This window comes from Nonomuraea africana (assembly GCF_014873535.1).
Lineage (GTDB): Bacteria > Actinomycetota > Actinomycetes > Streptosporangiales > Streptosporangiaceae > Nonomuraea > Nonomuraea africana.
Genome location: NZ_JADBEF010000001.1, coordinates 3,632,993 through 3,650,070, shown reverse-complemented (window position 1 = coordinate 3,650,070; position 17,078 = coordinate 3,632,993). Strand labels below are relative to the sequence as shown.

The window sequence follows — 17,078 nt, the reverse complement described above, 5'->3', positions numbered from 1 at the left end:
GGCGCGCCATGGCCGATGTCCTTGAGGTACAGGCCGAGATCCTGCGGGAGATCGCCGGCCGTACGGTATGCGAACAGCTCAGGCAGATCGCCGAGAGCTGTCCCGACTCGCCCGCCTACTCCGACCCGGTCGAGGGTGGATGGCGCACGCTGACCTACGGCCAGGCCAGGCAGCGGGTGCTCGAGATCGCCGCCGGCTTCATGGCGCTGGGCATGGAGCCGGGCGACGCGGTGGCGCTGATGATGGTCAACCGCAGCGAGCACGTGCTCGCCGATCTCGGCGCGGTGCACGCGGGCGGCACGCCGTGCTCGGTCTACTCGACCTTCGCCCCCGACCAGATCGCCTACGTCGCGGGCGACGTGGGCGCCAGGTACGCCGTGCTCGGCGGTGCCGCCGACCTGGCCAGGTGGGACCCGGTGCTGGGCGAGCTGCCGGGCCTGCGCAAGATCATCGTGCTGGACGGCGCGCCGACCGGCGAGCTCTTCATGAGCTGGGCCGACTTCCTCGAGCTCGGCAGGGCCAGGCTGGCCGAGGACCAGGCCGCGGTCGAGGAACGCTGGCGGGCGGTCACGCCTGGCGACGTGCTCACCGTGCTCTACACCTCAGGCACCACCGGCATGCCGAAGGGCGTGCCGCTGACCCACACCAACGTCTTCTACGAGTGCGCGGCCACCGACCGCATGACCGCGCTGCCGACGCAGGGCACCCAGATCTCCTACCTCACCTACGCGCACATCGCCGAGCGCGTCCTCAGCCTCTACCTGCCCCTCACCAAGATCTCTCACGTGCACTTCTGCACCGACCTGGCCAACCTCGGCGCCGTGCTCGGCCAGGTGCGCCCGATGATGTTCTTCGGCGTACCACGGGTGTGGGAGAAGATGATGGCCAAGCTCCAGGCGCTGCTGTCCACCCAGCCGGAGGAACAGCAGGAGAAGGTCCGGCAGGCCATGGCCGCGGGACGCGCCTACATCGAGGCGGGCCAGCACGGCCACACCGTCACCCCCGAGATCCAGGCCGCCTACGAGGCCGCCGACGCCGCGCTGCTGTCGATCGTCCGCGGCCTGATCGGCTTCGACCGCGCCGAGTGGACCGCCACGGGCGCGGCCCCGCTGCCCGACGAGGTGCAGAGCTTCTTCGCCGGCCTCGGCCTGCGGGTCATCGACGTCTACGGCATGACCGAGACGACCGGCGCGTTCACCGCCAACAGCCCCGCCGTCTACAAGCTCGGCTCGGTCGGCAGGCCGGAGCCGGGCGTCGAGGTGCGCCTGGCCGAGGACGGCGAGATCCTCACCCGCAGCCCGCTCAACACCAGCGGCTACCTCGGCAGGGCGGCCGAGGAGCTGATCGACGCCGACGGCTGGCTGCACACCGGCGACATCGGCACCGTCGACGACGACGGCTTCTACCGGGTCGTCGACCGCAAGAAGGAGCTCATCATCACCGCGGGCGGCGAGAACATCTCGCCCGCCGCGATCGAGAACCACCTCAAGGAGCACCCGCTCATCGGCCAGGCGCTCGCCTACGGCGACAACAGGCCCTTCCCCGTGGCGATCCTGACCCTCGACGGGGAGATCGCCCCCGGCTGGGCGCAGGCACAGGGCATCTCCTACACCTCGATGGCCGAGCTGGTCGAGCATCCCGACGTGCTCAAGGCGGTCGAGGCGGCCGTCGAGGCGGCCAACGCGAAGCTGGCCAGGGTGCAGCAGGTCAAGCGGTGGGCGCTGCTGCCGGTCGAGTGGACGGCGGAGACCTCCGAGCTCACGCCCAGCCTGAAACTCAAGCGCAGGGTCGTTCACGCGAAGTACGCGGAAGTGATCGAGGAGCTCTACACCGGCTGACACCTTTACCAAGGGGGGCGTGTGTCGCGCCCGCCGTCATTGCCGGACGCTTCCTACCGTCCTGCACATGACCAAGACAGTTCTACTCGCGTCGCTGGTGGCGGGAGCACTGACCGGTCCCGTGCTGGTCGAGGCTCCCACCGCCCTCGCGATCAAAGAGATCTCGGTAAGGCCCGCCGAACCCGTGGTGGGGGCGCGCGGCTCGGTGAAGCTGGTGATCGACGTGGTCGCGCAGGGCGCGGCACGGGACGGGGTGGCCATCAAGGTCGAACCTGGTGCCCCGCCGAAGCCGGTGACCGGCGGGAAGCCGATCGACGGCGGCCCGACCTTCGGGCCCGTGCCCGAGGTCCCGCCGGCACCGGGCCCCACACCTACACCCGCAGTCACGCCTGTCCCGCTCATGACGCCGACTCCGGCCCTCACCCCGGCCTTCACCCCGGCCCTCACCCCGGCCGTGGCCCCGCCGGACCCGTCGAGCCCGCCGAATCCGTCGAGCCCGCCGGTTCCGCCGAGCCTGCCCGCCGCCGGGCCGCCGGTCGGCGCCCCGGCCGCGGACTCCGTCCCCGCACAGCAGGCGCCACCGGCACAGCAGCTGGGGCCCGTACAGCAGCTGCCGCCCGCGCCCCTGGGGCGGCCCGCCGTCGGGGCGTCCGCGCCCGTGGGCCTGACCGTGCCCAACGGTCCGCCCCTGCGCATCGGGGACGGCTGGGAGACCTGGCGCTTCCTGCCGTCCCAGGGGCTAACCCGCTTCTACCCCTCGGGCGTCTGGACGATCACCGCGACCGCCAGGGCCGAGGACGGCAGCACGGTCACCGCGCGGTCCACCTTCAACCTGCGGCACGAGACCAGGCTCGCGGAGCTGCAGATCGCCAAGGTGGCAGGGGCCAGGGCCGTACGGCTGAGCGGCACCCTGCGCAGGGTGGACCCGCAGGGCTACGCCGACTACGCGCCCTTCGGCAATCAGCGACTGGAGATCTCCTACCGGCGCACCGAGGGCGAGGAGTGGCAGCGGGTGGCCACCGCGGACACCAGCGCCACCGGACGGTTCGAGCGGCGCCTGCCCGGCAGGTTGCACGGCCTGTGGCAGGTGCGCTACCCCGGCAGCGACGCCTACGCGGCCGAGCTGGCCGCAACCCGTCGCTGACGTGTCCTTTATCTGATCGTTATCTATTTTGTGGCAACTTTCCTTTACCTTTACGCGTCATTGGCATTGACGCACTCTGTCCCGAGCGCGTCTCTCACGGGGAGAGGAAGTTCCACATGATGCGACGACTGGCCGCCGGCGCGGCTGCCGCCGCGCTGGGCGTCTCGGTGCTCGCCACGGCGGCGCCCGCCTCGGCGGACCCGGGTCACGACCCCGACTGGGACGGCGGCTACACCCGCCTGTCCCTCGATGTCGGCCCCGAGCCCGCCTGGGAGGGCCGCGGCATCTCGATCAGCGGCAAGCTCTCTGTCGAGTGCGAAGAGGACTACATCGACGGCTTCGTCGTGGTCACTCACGCCGACCACTGCCGGCGAGCGGGCGGCTGGAAGCGACTGGGCGGCAAGAGCGTCGTGATCCTGTTCAAGGCCGACGGCTCGCACAAGTGGGAGCACGTCGACACCGTCCGCACCCACCGCGACGGCTACTACTTCACCAAGGAGCGCGCCTGGACCTCCGGCACCTGGCGCGCGGTCTTCGAGGGCGCCTGGTACCTCAGGCCCGCCGAGGCCACCGACTGGGTGAAGGTCGTCCGTCACTAGCAGGTCAGGCGAAGGCCCCGGTCCACCAGGACCGGGGCCTTCGCCCTGCGCGCTTGACCTGGAGTGAACTCCATCGGCCAGGATGTGCCGCATGAAGACACGACTGATCGCCGGCCTGCCCGTCAGCGCCATCGGCCTGGGCGCCATGCCGATGTCCGTGGCCGGCCACATGCCCGACGAGACACAGTCGATCAGGACGATCCACGCCGCGCTCGACGCCGGGATCACGCTGATCGACACCGCCGACGCCTACACGCCCACCGCCGGCGAGGTGGGGCACAACGAGCGGCTCGTGGCCAGGGCGCTGGCCCTGTGGACCGGTGACCGTGACACCGTCCTCGTGGCCACCAAGGGCGGCCACACCAGGACCGAAGACGACGGCTGGGGTCTGGACGGCAGCCGCGACCACCTCCGCAGGGCCTGCGAGCGGTCCCTGAAGGCGCTCGGCGTCGAGGCCATCGGGCTCTACCAGCACCACAGGCCCGACCCCGCGGTGCCGTACGAGGAGAGCATCGGGGCGTTGGCCGAGCTGCTCGACGAGGGGAAGATCCGGCTCGCGGGCATCTCCAACGCCGACCCGGCGCAGATCAGGCTGGCCCACGACATCCTCGGCGGGCGCCTGGCCGGCGTGCAGAACGAGTACTCGCCCCGCTTCCGCAGCAGCGAGCCCGAGATCGACGTCTGCGAGGAACTCGGGGTCGCCTTCCTGCCCTGGTCGCCGCTGGGCGGCATCAGGTCGGCGGCGGGACTCGGCGACGAGCACGCGGCCTTCAACGAGGTGGCGGCCGAGCGCGGAGTGTCGCCCCAGCGGGTGTGCCTGGCGTGGGAACTGGCCCGCAGCCCGGTCGTGATCCCGATCCCCGGCTCCAGCCGTCCCGAGAGCGTCCTCGACTCGGCGGCCGCCGCGGACCTCATCCTGACCAGCGAGGAACTCGCCCGCCTGGGCTAGTCGATAACGACCTCGAGGCGAAGGCATCACGAGTTCTGGTCGGGATCATGAAAGGCCCGCCGGTCGTCGTAGGTCGGCAGGTGCGTCAGTGCTTCCAGGCCGACGACGCGGCCAGGCTCAGGCCTGGCCGCGTCCTGGTCCAGGGATATGACGAGCGCACGCGGGACGTCGTCCTGTCGCTGCGGGAGTTCGAGCAGGAATTGCGGGATTTCCGCGGTTGCGCGTAGTGGCTGGGCGTCAGCCCTTGTAATTGAAGATCTGGCGCAATGTGTGCTGGACCTCCACCAAATCCTTCTGGTCCGCCATTACCTGGTCGATGGACTTGTACGCCTCCGGGTGCTCGTCCACCAGAGCGGCGGCTCGATTCGCATTCCACGTACGGCCGCGCATCGCCTCGGTGAGCGAAGCCGCGGACAATTCCCGCTTCGCCTTCGTGCGCGACATTCGCCGCCCCGCCCCATGAGAGCAGGAATTGTACGACTCGGGATTTCCCCGCCCGCGCACGATGTACGAACGGGTCCCCATCGAGCCGGGGATCACGCCCTCATCGCCCGTGTCCGCCTTGATGGCTCCCTTGCGGGTGATCCAGAGCGACTTGCCGTAGTGGGTCTCCTGCTGGCTGAAATTATGATGACAGTTGATCGTGCGGACCCGCCGGCCCTTGCCGACGACCCGGAACAGCGCGTTGATCAGCACCTTGTCCATCCGCGCCCGCGAGGCCATGGCGTAGCGCTGGGCCCACAGCATGTCCTCGATGTACGCGGTGAACTCCGGCGTGCTCTGCACCAGGTAGGCCAGGTCCGGGTCCTCCAGGCCGATGGCCTGCTGCTTCATCAGCTTCTTGGCGTCCACGATGTGCATCGTGGCGAGCTGGTTGCCGATGCCGCGCGAACCGGAGTGCAGCACCGTCCAGACCCTGTCGCGCTCGTCGAGGCAGACCTCCACGAAGTGGTTGCCGGAGCCGAGGGTGCCGAACTGGTCGGACACCTTCTTCGCCAGCCTGGGGCTCAGGTCGGTGTGCGGAAGCCCGAGTTCGCTCAGCGCGCGGTCCATGGACGGGTCGGCGTGGCCCTTTCCGACCCCGGCCGGAATGCGGTGTTCCACCATGGGCATCAACGCGGCCAGGGTGTCGGGCAGATCGGCGGCGGTGAGATCGGTTTCCGTCGCGACCATTCCGCAGCCGATGTCGACGCCCACGGCGGCGGGAATGACGGCGCCTTCCGTGGGAATCACCGAGCCGACCGTGGCGCCGATGCCCACATGCGCGTCAGGCATGAGGGCGACGTGGCCGGAGACGAATGGCAGACGGGCCGTGCGGGCGGCCTGCATGATCGCGCCTTCGTCGATCTCGCTGGCCCACGACAGCAGGTTGGGTGCGGGCTGGTTCGGCGACATGGGGATGAATCTCCTTACTGGTTATTGATCAGTTTGGCCGGACCAGAAAGGAAATCCCACTCATTTTATCGGCGGGCTGATTCACGGGCCCGGAGCGGCGCGCGCCCGCGGGGCGGGAAGACAGGGACGCCTCGGGCTCCATGCGACAGTTGGCGATGGAATAGGCTGAACTGATGTTCCCCTCGGATAGCTAGGAGGTGACCTCCCTGTGCTGAAGGACTCCTTCGGCCGGGTGGCGACCGACCTTCGGGTGTCACTCACCGACAAGTGCAACCTGCGCTGCACCTACTGCATGCCGCCCGAAGGGCTCGACTGGCTGCCCAACGCCCAGTTGCTGACCGCCGACGAGATCGTCAGGCTGGTCACGATCGGGGTCGAGCGCCTGGGCATCACCGAGGTGCGCTACACCGGCGGTGAGCCGTTGCTGCGCAGGGAGCTGGTCGACATCGTGGCCCGGACGGCCGCGCTGCGCCCCAGGCCGCAGGTGTCGCTCACCACCAACGGCATCGGCCTGGCCAAGCTGGCCCAGCCGCTGGCCGAGGCGGGTCTCGACCGGGTCAACGTCTCGCTCGACACCCTCGACCGCGAGACGTTCAAGCGGCTGGCCCACCGCGACAGGTTCGAGGACGTCATCGCGGGTCTGGAGGCCGCCGACCGCGCGGGGCTGCGCCCCGTCAAGGTCAACGCCGTGCTGATGCGCGGCCTCAACGAGCACGAGGCGGTGCCGCTGCTGCGCTTCTGCCTGGAGCGCGGCTACGAGCTGCGCTTCATCGAGCAGATGCCGCTCGACGCCCAGCACGGCTGGAGCCGCGCCGACATGGTGACGGCCGACGAGATCCTCGCCCTTCTCCAGGCAGAGGTCGACCTGTGCGCCGACGACCTGGAGGAGCGCGGCAGCGCGCCCGCCGAGCGCTTCCTCGTCGAGGGCGGCCCGGCGCGGGTGGGCGTGATCGGGTCGGTGACCCGTCCGTTCTGCGGAGCGTGCGACCGGGTACGGCTGACCGCCGACGGCCAGATCCGCAACTGCCTGTTCGCCAGGGAGGAGTCCGACCTCAAGGTCGCGCTGCGCGGCGGAGCCAGCGACGAGGAGCTGGCCGAGCGCTGGATCGCCGCGGTGCGCGGCAAGCGGGCGGGGCACGGCATCGACGATCCCTCCTTCCTGCAGCCGGCCAGGCCGATGTCGGCTATCGGAGGCTGATCAGCCGCCGGTAGGAGTCCAGGCGCCGGTCGAGGTCGTAGGTGTTCATCGTGACCAGCACCTCGTCGGCGCCGGTCCGCTCCACCAGCTCCCGCAGCCGCTCCGCCACCTGCTCCTCGGTGCCGTGGATCTGCCCCCTCATCGCCTCGTCGAGATGGCCGCGCTCGCGCTCGGTCAGCTCCATCGCCTGGATCTCCTCGACGGGGCGCAGCGGGGGGAAGACGCCGCGCGTACGGGAGTGGGCGGTGGCCCACGCCTCGGGCAGCTGCAGCAGGCGCGCGTCCTCGCCGACCGCGATGTTGGCCGCCACGATCACGTACGGCACGCCCTTCACCTTCTCCCTGTAGCGCCTGACGCCCTCCTCCACCCGGCCGCCGCCGATCACCAGAGGGAGTCCCAGCTCGGCGGCGACGTCCGCGCCCGAGCCGATCGCCAGCACGAACGCGGGCACCTTCCTGCCCTCGGCGGGCATGGCGTGCACGCCGTCCCTGCCTCTGCCGAAGTAGTCGAGCAGCTCCTGGAGCTGCTCGGCGAAGTTCTCGGCGTCCTGCTTGTCGTGGCCGAGCGCGCGCCTGATCCCGCCGGTGAACCCGACGGACCTGCCCAGGCCCATGTCGATCCGCCCCGGATGGAGCGCGTCGAGCACGCCGAACTGCTCGGCGACCACCAGCGGCCGGTGGTTGGGCAGCATGACGCCGCCGGTGCCCACCCTGATCCGCGACGTCGCCGCCGCCACGGCCGCGGCCAGCACGGTCGGCGCGGAGCCCGCCACGCCGGGCACCGCGTGATGCTCCGACACCCAGAACCGGTGGTAGCCGAGCGCCTCGGCCTGCCGGGCGAATTCGACGGTGTCGCGCAGCGCGCGGGCGGGATCCTGTCCCTGCCGGACGAGGGACCGGTCGAGGATCGACAGTTTTATCACTTCTGGTGCAACACGCCCGGCGCGGCAGGATTCCCCGCGGCCGGGCGGCTCAGGGGCCCAGGACTGCGGACAGCGCCGTGACCGCGTGGGAGCGGTGCTCGTCGAGTCTGGCGACCACCTCGTCGGCGGCTCCCCGCCGCAGCGCGTCGAGGACCCCGCGGTGCTCGGCCACGACCCGCTCCCTGTTGGCTCCCTCGCCGTAGTAGAGCGAGCGGTAGGCGTCGGTGGAGTCCCACAGTGTTCTGATCAGCCGGACCAGCCGCGGCATCCCCGAGCACTCGAACAGCGTCATGTGGAAGACCCTGTTCGCCGCCGCCATCTCCTGCACGTCACCGGCGGCCGCGGCCCGCTCGACCTCCTCCTGGGCCCGTTCGAGCCGCTGCAGGTCGTCGTCGCCCAGCCGCTGGACGGCCTTGCGGACCGCCTCCTCCTCCAGCAGCTCGCGGATGCGGTAGACCTCGAGCAGGTCGTCGAGCGACAGCGTCTCCACGAAGTAGCCGCGGTGCGCCTGGTAGGTGACCAGGCCCTCGCCGTGGAGCGTCTTCAGCGCCTCGCGCAGCGGCACCCTGCTGACGTCGAACTCCTCCGCCAGCGCGTCCTGCCGGATCGGGCTGCCCGGACGCAGCCTGCCCGTGGTGATCGCCCTGCGGAGCTCGGCGAGCACGAACTGCTGCGCCGTGGGCGGCCTGCGCCGTTCTTCGACCGAGCTCATCGCCCCAATATCTCACGGACCCACGCGGCGTCCTGCCCGAGGCCGGGCGGCGGCAGGCGGTAGGAGGCGGGGGTCAGCCCGAGCCCGATGGGGTTGGCCACCTGGCCGTCCACCACGGGCTCGAAACCCAGCGAGGCGGCTAGCGCGAAGGCCTCCGCCACGTCGTTGATCGGCCCGCACGGAACCCCGGCCGAGGTGAGCGAGGCGAACCACGCGTCGGCGGTCGCGGTGGCCAGCGCGCGCGAGAGTTCGGGCACCAGCGACTCGCGATGCTCCACCCTGCCCGCGTTCGTCGCGTAGCGGGGATCGGCGGCCAGGTCGTCCCTGCCCAGCACCGCGCACAGGGCGCGGAACTGCCTGTCGTTGCCGGCGGCGATCACGATCGGCCGGTCGGCGGCCTCGAAGACCTCGTACGGCACGATGCTGGGATGCCTGTTGCCCATCGCCCGCGGGACCACCCCCGCGGCGGCGAAGGCCGAGGCGTGGTTGGCCAGCGCCGACAGCAGCGAGGTCAGCAGCGACACCTCCACCCGCTGGCCGTGCCCCGTCGCGTCGCGGTGGCGCAGCGCGGCGAGCACGCCGAGCGCCGCGTGCAAGCCGGTGATCACGTCGACCAGCGCGACGCCCGTCTTGGTCCCCGGGCCCGAGGGCTCGCCCGTCACGCTCATCAGGCCGCCGGCCGCCTGCACCACCAGGTCGTAGCCCGGCAGGTCGGCGCCCTTGCCCGCGCCGAACCCGGTCACCGAGCAGTAGACGAGCCCGGGGTTGAGCGCGCGCGCCTGCTCGTAGCCGAGCCCGAGCCGCTCCATCGTGCCGGGCCTGAAGTTCTCCATCAGCACGTCGGCGCGGGCGACCAGCGCCCTGGCCACCTCCAGGTCCGCCGGGTCGCGCAGGTCGAGGGCGATCGAGCGCTTGTTGCGGTTGACGCCGAGGAAGTAGGTCGCCTGGCCGTCGGCGTAGGGCGGACCCCAGGACCGCGTGTCGTCACCGCCGTCGGGCCGTTCCACCTTCACCACGTCGGCACCCAGGTCGGCGAGCAACATCGTCGCGTAGGGCCCGGCCAGCACCCTGCTGAAGTCGGCCACCAGCAGGCCGCCAAGACTCTCCATAGTCAACGCACCCTAAGCTGTGTCATGTTGGATATTCAATATTGGATCCAATCTAGCGGAGGCTTCGACCCATGCACCCCACCACCCTGTTCGCGATCGACGGGCTGCTCACCGAGGAGGAGCGCGAGATCAGGAGCACCGTCCGCCGCGTGTGCGACCGCGACCTGCGCCCGAACCTCACCACCTGGTTCGAGGAGGGCGCGATCCCGGCGAGGGAGCTGGCGCGCCAGTTCGGCGCGCTCGGCGTCCTCGGCATGCACCTGGAGGGGTACGGCTGCGCGGGGCTCGGCGCGGTCTCCTACGGCCTGGCCTGCCTGGAGCTGGAGGCCGCCGACTCGGGCCTGCGCAGCCTGGTGTCGGTGCAGGGCTCGCTGGCGATGTACGCGATCTGGCGCTACGGCAGCGAGGAGCAGAAGAACGAGTGGCTGCCCGCCATGGCCGCGGGGGAGCGCATCGGCTGCTTCGGCCTCACCGAGCCCGACTTCGGCTCCGACCCTGCAGGCATGCGCACCAGCGCCAAGCGCGACGGGAGCGACTGGGTGCTGAACGGCACCAAGATGTGGATCACCAACGGCTCGGTCTCCGACGTGGCCGTGGTGTGGGCGCAGACCGACGAGGGCATCCGCGGCTTCCTCGTCCCCGCCGGCGCGCCCGGGTTCACCGCCCGCGACCTCAAGCACAAGGTCTCCCTGCGCGCCTCCGTCACCAGCGAGCTGGTCCTCGACGGCGTGCGGCTGCCGCAGGAGGCCATGCTGCCCGGCGCGCGCGGCCTGTCCGGCCCGCTGCGCTGCCTGAACGAGGCCAGGTTCGGCATCGTGTTCGGCGCGATGGGCGCGGCGCTCGACTGCCTGGAGACCGCGATCGCCTACGCGGGGGAGCGCGAGGTGTTCGCCAGGCCGCTCGCCTCCTTCCAGCTCACCCAGGAGAAGCTCGCCGACATGGCGCTCGAGCTCGGCAAGGGGCTGCTGCTCGCCGTCCACCTGGGCAGGTTGAAGGAGGCGGGGACGATCACGCCCGAGCAGGTGAGCGCCGGCAAGCTCAACAACGTGCGCGAGGCGCTGGAGATCGCCAGGACCTGCCGGACCATCCTCGGCGCCAGCGGCATCACCCTGGAGTACCCGGTGATCAGGCACGCGGTGAACCTGGAGTCGGTGCTCACCTACGAGGGCACCTCGGAGATCCACGCGCTGGTCCTGGGCAAGGCGCTGACCGGCCACGCCGCCTTCGCCTGAGCCTTCCCGAAGAGCGGGCCGGGCCGACGTCGTAACGTGTGACACATGCGGCATGACGCGATCATCCTCGCCGGCGGGGCGGCCACCCGGATGGGCGGCAGGGACAAGCCCGGCCTCCTGGTGGGCGGCCGGACCCTGCTGGAGCGGGTGATGGCCGCCGTGCCCCGCGCCGAGCGCCTGATCGTCGTCGGCCCGCCGCGCGACCTGCCCGGCGCGCTCTTCACCCGCGAGGACCCGCCGGGCGGCGGACCCGTCCCCGCGTTGCGGGCCGGGCTGGCGCTGGTGGCGGCGCCCCGGGTGGCGCTGCTCGCCGGCGACCTGCCCCTGCTGCTGCCCGAACACGTCGGCGCCCTCCTCGACGCCGCGAGCGAGGAGGGCGCGGCCGGCGCCGTCCTGCTCGACGACGACGGGCGCGAGCAGTGGCTGACAGGGGTGTGGCGGGCCGCCGCGCTGCGCGCGGCGCTGGAGGACTACGAGGGCCGCTCCCTGCACGGCCTGCTCGCCCCCCTCGCTCCGGTACGGCTGCGCCTGCCGGGCACCCCCTGGCTCGACTGCGACACAATGGACGATCTGCGGAGGCTCGCGCAGACCGGCGACGACCCGCAGCGACTGCCGAAAGGAGGGGTGGCGTGACCTCCGGACCCGAGCGCGGGAGACGGGCGCGCACGCCACACCACACATGAACGTGCTGAGCGAGTGGACCGCGCTGGCCTGCAAGGAGCTGGGCATCGACCCCGCCGCCGTCGACAGGGACCTCATCCTCGAACTGACCAAGGAGGTCGCGCACGGCGTCGCCAGGCCCGCCGCGCCGCTGACCGCCTACCTGCTCGGGCTGGCCCAGGGTTCGGGCACGGCGCCGGAGGACGCCGTCGAGCGGATCACGATGCTGGCCAGGAACTGGGCCCGCGCCACGACAGAGACCTTGACCGACGACTGAAGATCCTGGTCAAAGCTGAAGGTTTGCTGCGAACCGGTCGAAAACGATTTCGGGAAAGGCTTCCTATCCGACCGGCCGGTCGGAACGAAATTAAAGGAGAAAAGGGCGAAGCCGGGTGGTTACGGGGGCAAACCACCCGGCTTCGCTTCATCGGCGTTCCGACGGGGGCCCGGAACGCCGGCACCAGCACTCCGACGGGGGACCGGAGCGCTTGGCTAAAGCGTACACCTACAACCCGTGGGATGCGTCAAGACTTAGTCACGACCCGATCTCGCGTCGGTGATGTGGAATCTCGTGTTGGTCAGGCGCAGGGGTGGAAAAGGTCGGAGGCGGGGCATCCTTGCCTCGCTCATTGGCTCCGATTACGGCTATGTATGGCAAAAAGATGGCGCCCGCGATGAACAGCAGCCGGTACGGCCAGGGCAGCGGCACCACGACCGCCAGGATCAGGCAGATCGTGCGGATGCCCATCTGGATGAGGTAGATCCGCTCCCTGCGGTTGATGTCCGCGCTGAGGGACGGCCGGGCGTCGGTCACCCGGTGGACGTCCCGGTTGCGCCGCAAACCCTTCACACCTCCCACCGTAGACCTCGGACGGCGCGGGCGCGATGGGCTCCAAGGGGGGTACGGCAGGTCATGCGATCATGGCTTTCGGGTAAGGAGGAAGAGCTATGACGGATCGAACGTACCGGGTGACCGAGATAGTCGGCACTTCGGGGGAGAGCCTCGACCACGCCATCCGCAACGGCATCCGCAGGGCGTCCCAGACGCTGCGGCACCTCGACTGGTTCGAGGTCACGGAGATCAGGGGCCACATCGAGCAGGGCGAGGTGGCCCACTACCAGGTGGGGATGAAGGTGGGCTTCAGGCTCGAGGACGCCTGATCCCCCTCACTGTTCCGCGCGTGACGTGACTTCGCCGGGCCCAAGCGGCAGACTCCGATACGAAGGTCCTGCGGGCTCGGCGAAGGGACGATGCGATGACACCGGCGTTACGCAAGGCCATCTCGCTGCTCGCGGTGCTGGCGCTGGCCGTACCGCTGGCCACCGCCTGCTCGGGTGGCGGCGCCGCCGGGCAGGATGCGCCACCGCGGGAGCCGGCGGGTCAGGCCGCCCAGGAGGCGGCCGCGCCGGCGCGGATCCTGCGGCAGACGGCCGGGGAGGTCGCCCGCACCAGCGCCAGCATCAGGCGGCTGGACGACCTGCCGATGTACGAGATGACCTACCACGGCGGCTACGACATCGACGCGCCGCTCACCGAGGCGGAGCTGCGCAGGAAGGCCGACGGCTGGGCCTGCTCGCTGTTCCACCGGGGCGCCGAGTTCGGCCGCAACTTCGACTGGGACGACAACCCGGCGATCGTCGTCCACGCCGACCCGCCCGACGGCTACGCCTCCCTGTCCGTGGTCGACGCCTACTACCTGCTCGGCAAGGCCGCCCCCGCCGACCTCGGGGACCCGGTCGAGCGGCGTCGGCTCGGGCACGCGGTGCTCGCCCCTTTCGACGGCATGAACGAGAAGGGGCTGGCCGTCGGCCTGGCCGCCACGCCGACCGCCGAGCTGCCGGCCGCCATGCCGGGCCGGCCCACGGTGAGCAGCGTGCGGATCATCCGCGTCCTGCTGGACAGGGCGGCCACGGTGAAGGAGGCGCTCGCGCTCATGCGCACCTACAACGTCGACTTCAGCGGCGGACCCCAGGTGCACTACCTGCTCGCCGACAAGAGCGGGGCGTCGGCCGTCGTCGAGTACGGCGAGGGCAGGATGCACGTGCGCGACGACCGCGTCCTGACCAACTGGAGCGTCGTCAGCGGCACCCCCGACGACCGCCACAGGCGCCTCACCGCGACGGTCGGGTCGAAGGCCGACGGTCTCGAGCTGCTGAAGAGCGTCGCCCAGGGCCACACCCGCTGGTCGATCGTCTACGACCTGGCCAAGGGCACCGCCAGGCTGGTGACGGCCAAGCGGTGGGACCGGGTGCACCGCCTGACCCTGTGACCGGCCCTGTGACCGGCCCTGTGACCGGCCCTGTGACCGGCCCTGTGACCGGCCCTGTGACCGGCCCTGTGACCGGCCCTGTGACCGGCCCTGTGACCGGGCCTGTGATCGGGCAGGGGCAGGCGGCGCGCCGCGAAGGACGGGTCAGTTGGCCTGGCTGACCGTCGACATGTTGAAGTCGGGCACCCGGACCGGCGGCATGATCGTGCGGGTGAAGTAGTCGTTCCACTCGCGCGGCAGCGTCTGCCGGCTGGCCCCGACCTCGCTCAGGCGGCCCAGCAGGTCGACCGGGCTCTCGTTGAACCTGAAGTTGTTGACCTCGCCGATCACCTCGCCGTGCTCGACCAGGTAGACCCCGTCGCGGGTGAGGCCGGTCAGCAGCAGCGTCTGCGGGTCGACCTCGCGGATGTACCACAGGCAGGTCAGCAGCAGCCCGCGCTCGGTGGCGGCGATCATCTCCTCCAGCGACCTGCCGCCCTCGCCACCTCGCATGATCAGGTTGTCGATCGACGGCGTCACGGGCAGGCCGCTCAGCTCCGCCGAGTGACGGGTCTGCAGGAGCGCGGCCAGCGTGCCGTCCTTCACCCAGTCGGTCGCCGCGAGCGGCAGGCCGTTGTCGAAGACCGAGCTGCGGCGGCTGGAGGCGTGGGCGGTCACGAACGGCGCGCACTCGATGCCGGCCGCGGAAGGGTCGCTACTGAGCGTGACGGGCAGCTCCGACAGCCGCTCGCCGACCCGGGTGCCGCCACCGGGCTTGGAGAAGACCGAGCGGCCGTCGAGCGCGTCACGCGCTCCGCTCGACCACATCATGTAGATCATGAGGTCGGCCACGGCGCTCGGCGGCAGCAGCGTCTCGTAGCGGCCCGCGGGCAGGTCGATGCGGTTCTTCGCCCACTCCAGGCGCTGGGCGAGGGAGGAGTCGAGCGCGGCCACGTCGACGTCGGAGAAGTCGCGGGTGGCCACGCCCGTCCAGGCAGAGCGCTTGAGGTCGGCGGACTTGGCGTTGAGCTCGAGGCGGCCCGTCGGCTGGTCGTGGCGCAGCCGCAGGCCCCTCGACGAGCCGACGAACGTGGAGGTCAGGGTGTGCTCGGCGAAGCCGTACAGCTTCCTGCCGCCCGCCTCCGCGGCGGTGAACGTCTCGCCCAGGGCGGGCGCGAAGTCGCCGAAGACCCCGATGGAGGTCGGCAGCACCGGCTCGGTCCAGTTGACGCTCGACCCCACGCCCTCCACCAGCGGCCTGGCGTCCTCGGCGGGCTGAGCGTCGCGCGCCGCCGCGTCGGCCGCGGCGACCACCTCGGGCAGCTGCTCGGGCCGTACGGACGCGCGCGACACCACGCCGACGCCTGCGCCCACGATCGAGATCACCGTCAGCTGCGCCGACCTGGCGACGCCGTTGGTGGTCAGCGTGTTGCCCGCGAAGCGGAGGTTGGCCGTCGAGCCCTCGTCGACGATGACGACGCAGTCGTCGGCCCGGGAGAGCTCGAGCGCCCTCTCGACCATTTCCTGAGGAGACGTCACTTTCCACCCTCCTGCACGGTGTTGAGGATCCTGACGCCGCGGAACAGCGCCGAGGGGCAGCCGTGGCTGACCGGGGCGACCTGGCCGGGCTGGCCCTTGCCGCAGTTGAAGGCGCCGCCGAGCACGTAGGTCTCGGGACCGCCCACGGCCTCCATCGACCCCCAGAAGTCGGTCGTGGTCGCCTGGTAGGCGAAGTCGCGCACCTGGCCGGCGAGCGCGCCGTTCTCGATCCTGAAGGCCCGCTGCCCGGTGAACTGGAAGTTGTAGCGCTGCATGTCGATCGACCAGCTCTTGTCGCCGACGATGTAGAGGCCGCGCTCGACGTCGCCGATCAGCGCCTCGGTCGAGGGGCCGCCCGGGGCGGGCTTCAGCGAGACGTTGGCCATGCGCTGGATCGGCATGTGGCCGGGCGAGTCGGCGAAGGCGCAGCCGTTGCTCGAGCCGAGCCCCTGCATGAGCGCCATCCTGCGGTCGAGCTGGTAGCCGACCAGGATGCCGTCCTTGACGATGTCGAACTCGCGGGTGGCCACACCCTCGTCGTCGTAGCCGATCGTGGAGAGCCCGTGCTCGACGGTGCGGTCGCCGGTGACGTTCATGACGGGCGAGCCGTAGACGAGCGTGCCGAGCTGTTCGAAGGTGGCGAAGCTCGTGCCCGCGTAGGCCGCCTCGTAGCCGAGCGCCCGGTCGAGCTCGGTGGCGTGGCCGATCGACTCGTGGATCGTCAGCCACAGGTTGGACGGGTCGATCACCAGGTCGTAGTCGCCCGCCTCGACCGAGGGCGCGGCCAGCTTCTCGGCCAGCAGCTCGGGCAGCCGGGCCAGCTCGCCCTGCCAGTCGTAGGTGCCGTCGGTCAGGTACTCGTAGCCCCGCCCGACCGGCGGCGCGATCGTGGACATGTCGTCGAACCCGGCCGAGGCGGCCTTCATCGCGTTCAGCTCGGGGTGGATCCTGACGCGCTGCTGGGTGGTGACCGTGCCCGCGGTGTCGGCGTAGAACTTCTGCTCCTTCACCTGCAGCAGCCGCGCGCTGACGTGGTCGGCGCCCTTCAGCAGCCCCGCCGACCAGTCGGCCAGCAGCGCCACCTTCTCCTTCTGCGGCACGGTGAACGGGTCGATCTCGTAGGCGGAGACCCAGGTGACCTCGCCGTGCACCGGCTCGGGGGCCAGCTCGATGGGCTCCCTGTTGATCGGGGCGCTCACCTCCGCGACCTTGACGGCCTGCGCGGCCACCTCCGCGGCCGCCTCCGGGGTCAGCACGAGGCCCGCGGCGAAGCCCCAGGTGCCGTTCTTGATCACGCGTACGGCGTAGCCGAGGTCGTCGGCGTCCGCGGCTCCCTCGAGCCTGGCGTCGTAGAGGGCGAGGGACTCGGCTCGCACGCGCTCCAGCCGGAAGTCGGCGTGCGAGGCGCCGAGGTCGCGGGCGCGCTGCAGGGCCGCGTCCGCGAGCTGCCTGAGCGGCAGGGCGAGGAAATCGGGATCGATCTGGCGCATGTCAACGATCCTAGCCCTGTGATCTTGTACCTCCCGGACAAG

The 17,078-nt window shown here is 71.0% G+C and carries 18 protein-coding genes; 11 read left to right on the top strand and 7 right to left on the bottom strand.

The genetic code is table 11. The features are described from left to right. Positions 1-8 precede the first annotated feature (8 nt). From H4W81_RS17270 to H4W81_RS17250, 5 genes are all read left to right on the top strand, one after another. Entirely contained in the window at positions 9-1,838 is a 1,830-nt protein-coding gene (locus H4W81_RS17270) for an AMP-dependent synthetase/ligase (protein ID WP_192775755.1), read from the top strand. A 67-nt stretch (positions 1,839-1,905) separates the two neighbouring features. Further along, on the top strand, positions 1,906-2,982 hold the full coding sequence (locus tag H4W81_RS17265; protein ID WP_192775754.1) for a hypothetical protein: 1,077 nt from the start codon (positions 1,906-1,908) through the stop codon (positions 2,980-2,982). A gap of 116 nt (positions 2,983-3,098) precedes the next feature. Continuing rightward, complete coding sequence (locus tag H4W81_RS17260) at positions 3,099-3,581, top strand: hypothetical protein (protein WP_192775753.1); 483 nt, start codon at positions 3,099-3,101, stop codon at positions 3,579-3,581. A gap of 91 nt (positions 3,582-3,672) precedes the next feature. Next, complete coding sequence (locus tag H4W81_RS17255) at positions 3,673-4,530, top strand: aldo/keto reductase (protein ID WP_192775752.1); 858 nt, start codon at positions 3,673-3,675, stop codon at positions 4,528-4,530. A gap of 47 nt (positions 4,531-4,577) precedes the next feature. Then, positions 4,578-4,757, top strand: coding sequence for a hypothetical protein (locus H4W81_RS17250; RefSeq protein WP_192775751.1), 180 nt, complete (start codon positions 4,578-4,580; stop codon positions 4,755-4,757). A 10-nt stretch (positions 4,758-4,767) separates the two neighbouring features. Here H4W81_RS17250 and H4W81_RS17245 read toward each other — a convergent pair whose 3' ends face one another. Continuing rightward, on the bottom strand, positions 4,768-5,925 hold the full coding sequence (locus tag H4W81_RS17245; RefSeq protein ID WP_192775750.1) for an RtcB family protein: 1,158 nt from the start codon (positions 5,923-5,925) through the stop codon (positions 4,768-4,770). Between the two features lie 208 nt (positions 5,926-6,133). Here H4W81_RS17245 and moaA point away from each other — a divergent pair, with 208 nt between their 5' ends. Next, entirely contained in the window at positions 6,134-7,123 is a 990-nt protein-coding gene (gene moaA / locus H4W81_RS17240; protein WP_192775749.1) for a GTP 3',8-cyclase MoaA, read from the top strand. On the opposite strand, the gene H4W81_RS17235 is transcribed toward moaA, so the two are convergent. The 3 genes from H4W81_RS17235 to H4W81_RS17225 are packed head-to-tail and all read right to left on the bottom strand — an operon-like array spanning position 7,110 to position 9,866. Then, entirely contained in the window at positions 7,110-8,045 is a 936-nt protein-coding gene (locus tag H4W81_RS17235) for an MsnO8 family LLM class oxidoreductase (protein ID WP_318781783.1), read from the bottom strand. The two genes, moaA and H4W81_RS17235, sit on opposite strands and share 14 nt — an antisense overlap. A gap of 49 nt (positions 8,046-8,094) precedes the next feature. Next, positions 8,095-8,757 carry a GntR family transcriptional regulator gene (locus H4W81_RS17230; RefSeq protein WP_192775748.1) on the bottom strand — a complete coding sequence of 221 codons (663 nt, stop codon included), beginning with the start codon at positions 8,755-8,757 and terminating at the stop codon, positions 8,095-8,097. Beyond that, positions 8,754-9,866 carry a CaiB/BaiF CoA transferase family protein gene (locus H4W81_RS17225; protein WP_192775747.1) on the bottom strand — a complete coding sequence of 371 codons (1,113 nt, stop codon included), beginning with the start codon at positions 9,864-9,866 and terminating at the stop codon, positions 8,754-8,756. The genes H4W81_RS17230 and H4W81_RS17225 overlap by 4 nt, the downstream gene beginning before the upstream one ends. A gap of 71 nt (positions 9,867-9,937) precedes the next feature. Between H4W81_RS17225 and H4W81_RS17220 the strand changes: the two genes are divergently transcribed. Genes H4W81_RS17220 through H4W81_RS17210 form a run of 3 tightly spaced genes read left to right on the top strand, consistent with a single transcriptional unit; the run spans position 9,938 to position 12,035 of the window. Further along, complete coding sequence (locus tag H4W81_RS17220) at positions 9,938-11,098, top strand: acyl-CoA dehydrogenase family protein (protein ID WP_192775746.1); 1,161 nt, start codon at positions 9,938-9,940, stop codon at positions 11,096-11,098. A gap of 45 nt (positions 11,099-11,143) precedes the next feature. Further along, positions 11,144-11,731 carry a molybdenum cofactor guanylyltransferase gene (gene mobA, locus H4W81_RS17215; protein WP_192775745.1) on the top strand — a complete coding sequence of 196 codons (588 nt, stop codon included), beginning with the start codon at positions 11,144-11,146 and terminating at the stop codon, positions 11,729-11,731. 46 nt (positions 11,732-11,777) lie between these two features. Next, on the top strand, positions 11,778-12,035 hold the full coding sequence (locus tag H4W81_RS17210; protein ID WP_192775744.1) for a DUF6457 domain-containing protein: 258 nt from the start codon (positions 11,778-11,780) through the stop codon (positions 12,033-12,035). Between the two features lie 258 nt (positions 12,036-12,293). On the opposite strand, the gene H4W81_RS17205 is transcribed toward H4W81_RS17210, so the two are convergent. Beyond that, a complete protein-coding gene (locus H4W81_RS17205) occupies positions 12,294-12,608 on the bottom strand; it encodes a DUF3099 domain-containing protein (protein WP_192775743.1) in 315 nt (104 codons plus the stop codon). Between the two features lie 98 nt (positions 12,609-12,706). Here H4W81_RS17205 and H4W81_RS17200 point away from each other — a divergent pair, with 98 nt between their 5' ends. After that, positions 12,707-12,919 (top strand): dodecin, encoded by a 213-nt coding sequence (locus tag H4W81_RS17200; protein WP_192775742.1) that lies wholly within the window; start codon positions 12,707-12,709, stop codon positions 12,917-12,919. Positions 12,920-13,014: 95 nt separating this feature from the next. Then, entirely contained in the window at positions 13,015-14,028 is a 1,014-nt protein-coding gene (locus H4W81_RS17195; RefSeq protein WP_192775741.1) for a linear amide C-N hydrolase, read from the top strand. Positions 14,029-14,172: 144 nt separating this feature from the next. Here H4W81_RS17195 and H4W81_RS17190 read toward each other — a convergent pair whose 3' ends face one another. Continuing rightward, positions 14,173-15,528, bottom strand: coding sequence for a metallopeptidase TldD-related protein (locus H4W81_RS17190; protein WP_192775740.1), 1,356 nt, complete (start codon positions 15,526-15,528; stop codon positions 14,173-14,175). 14 nt (positions 15,529-15,542) lie between these two features. Next, positions 15,543-17,036 (bottom strand): TldD/PmbA family protein, encoded by a 1,494-nt coding sequence (locus H4W81_RS17185; protein ID WP_192775739.1) that lies wholly within the window; start codon positions 17,034-17,036, stop codon positions 15,543-15,545. Between the last annotated feature and the right edge of the window lie 42 nt (positions 17,037-17,078).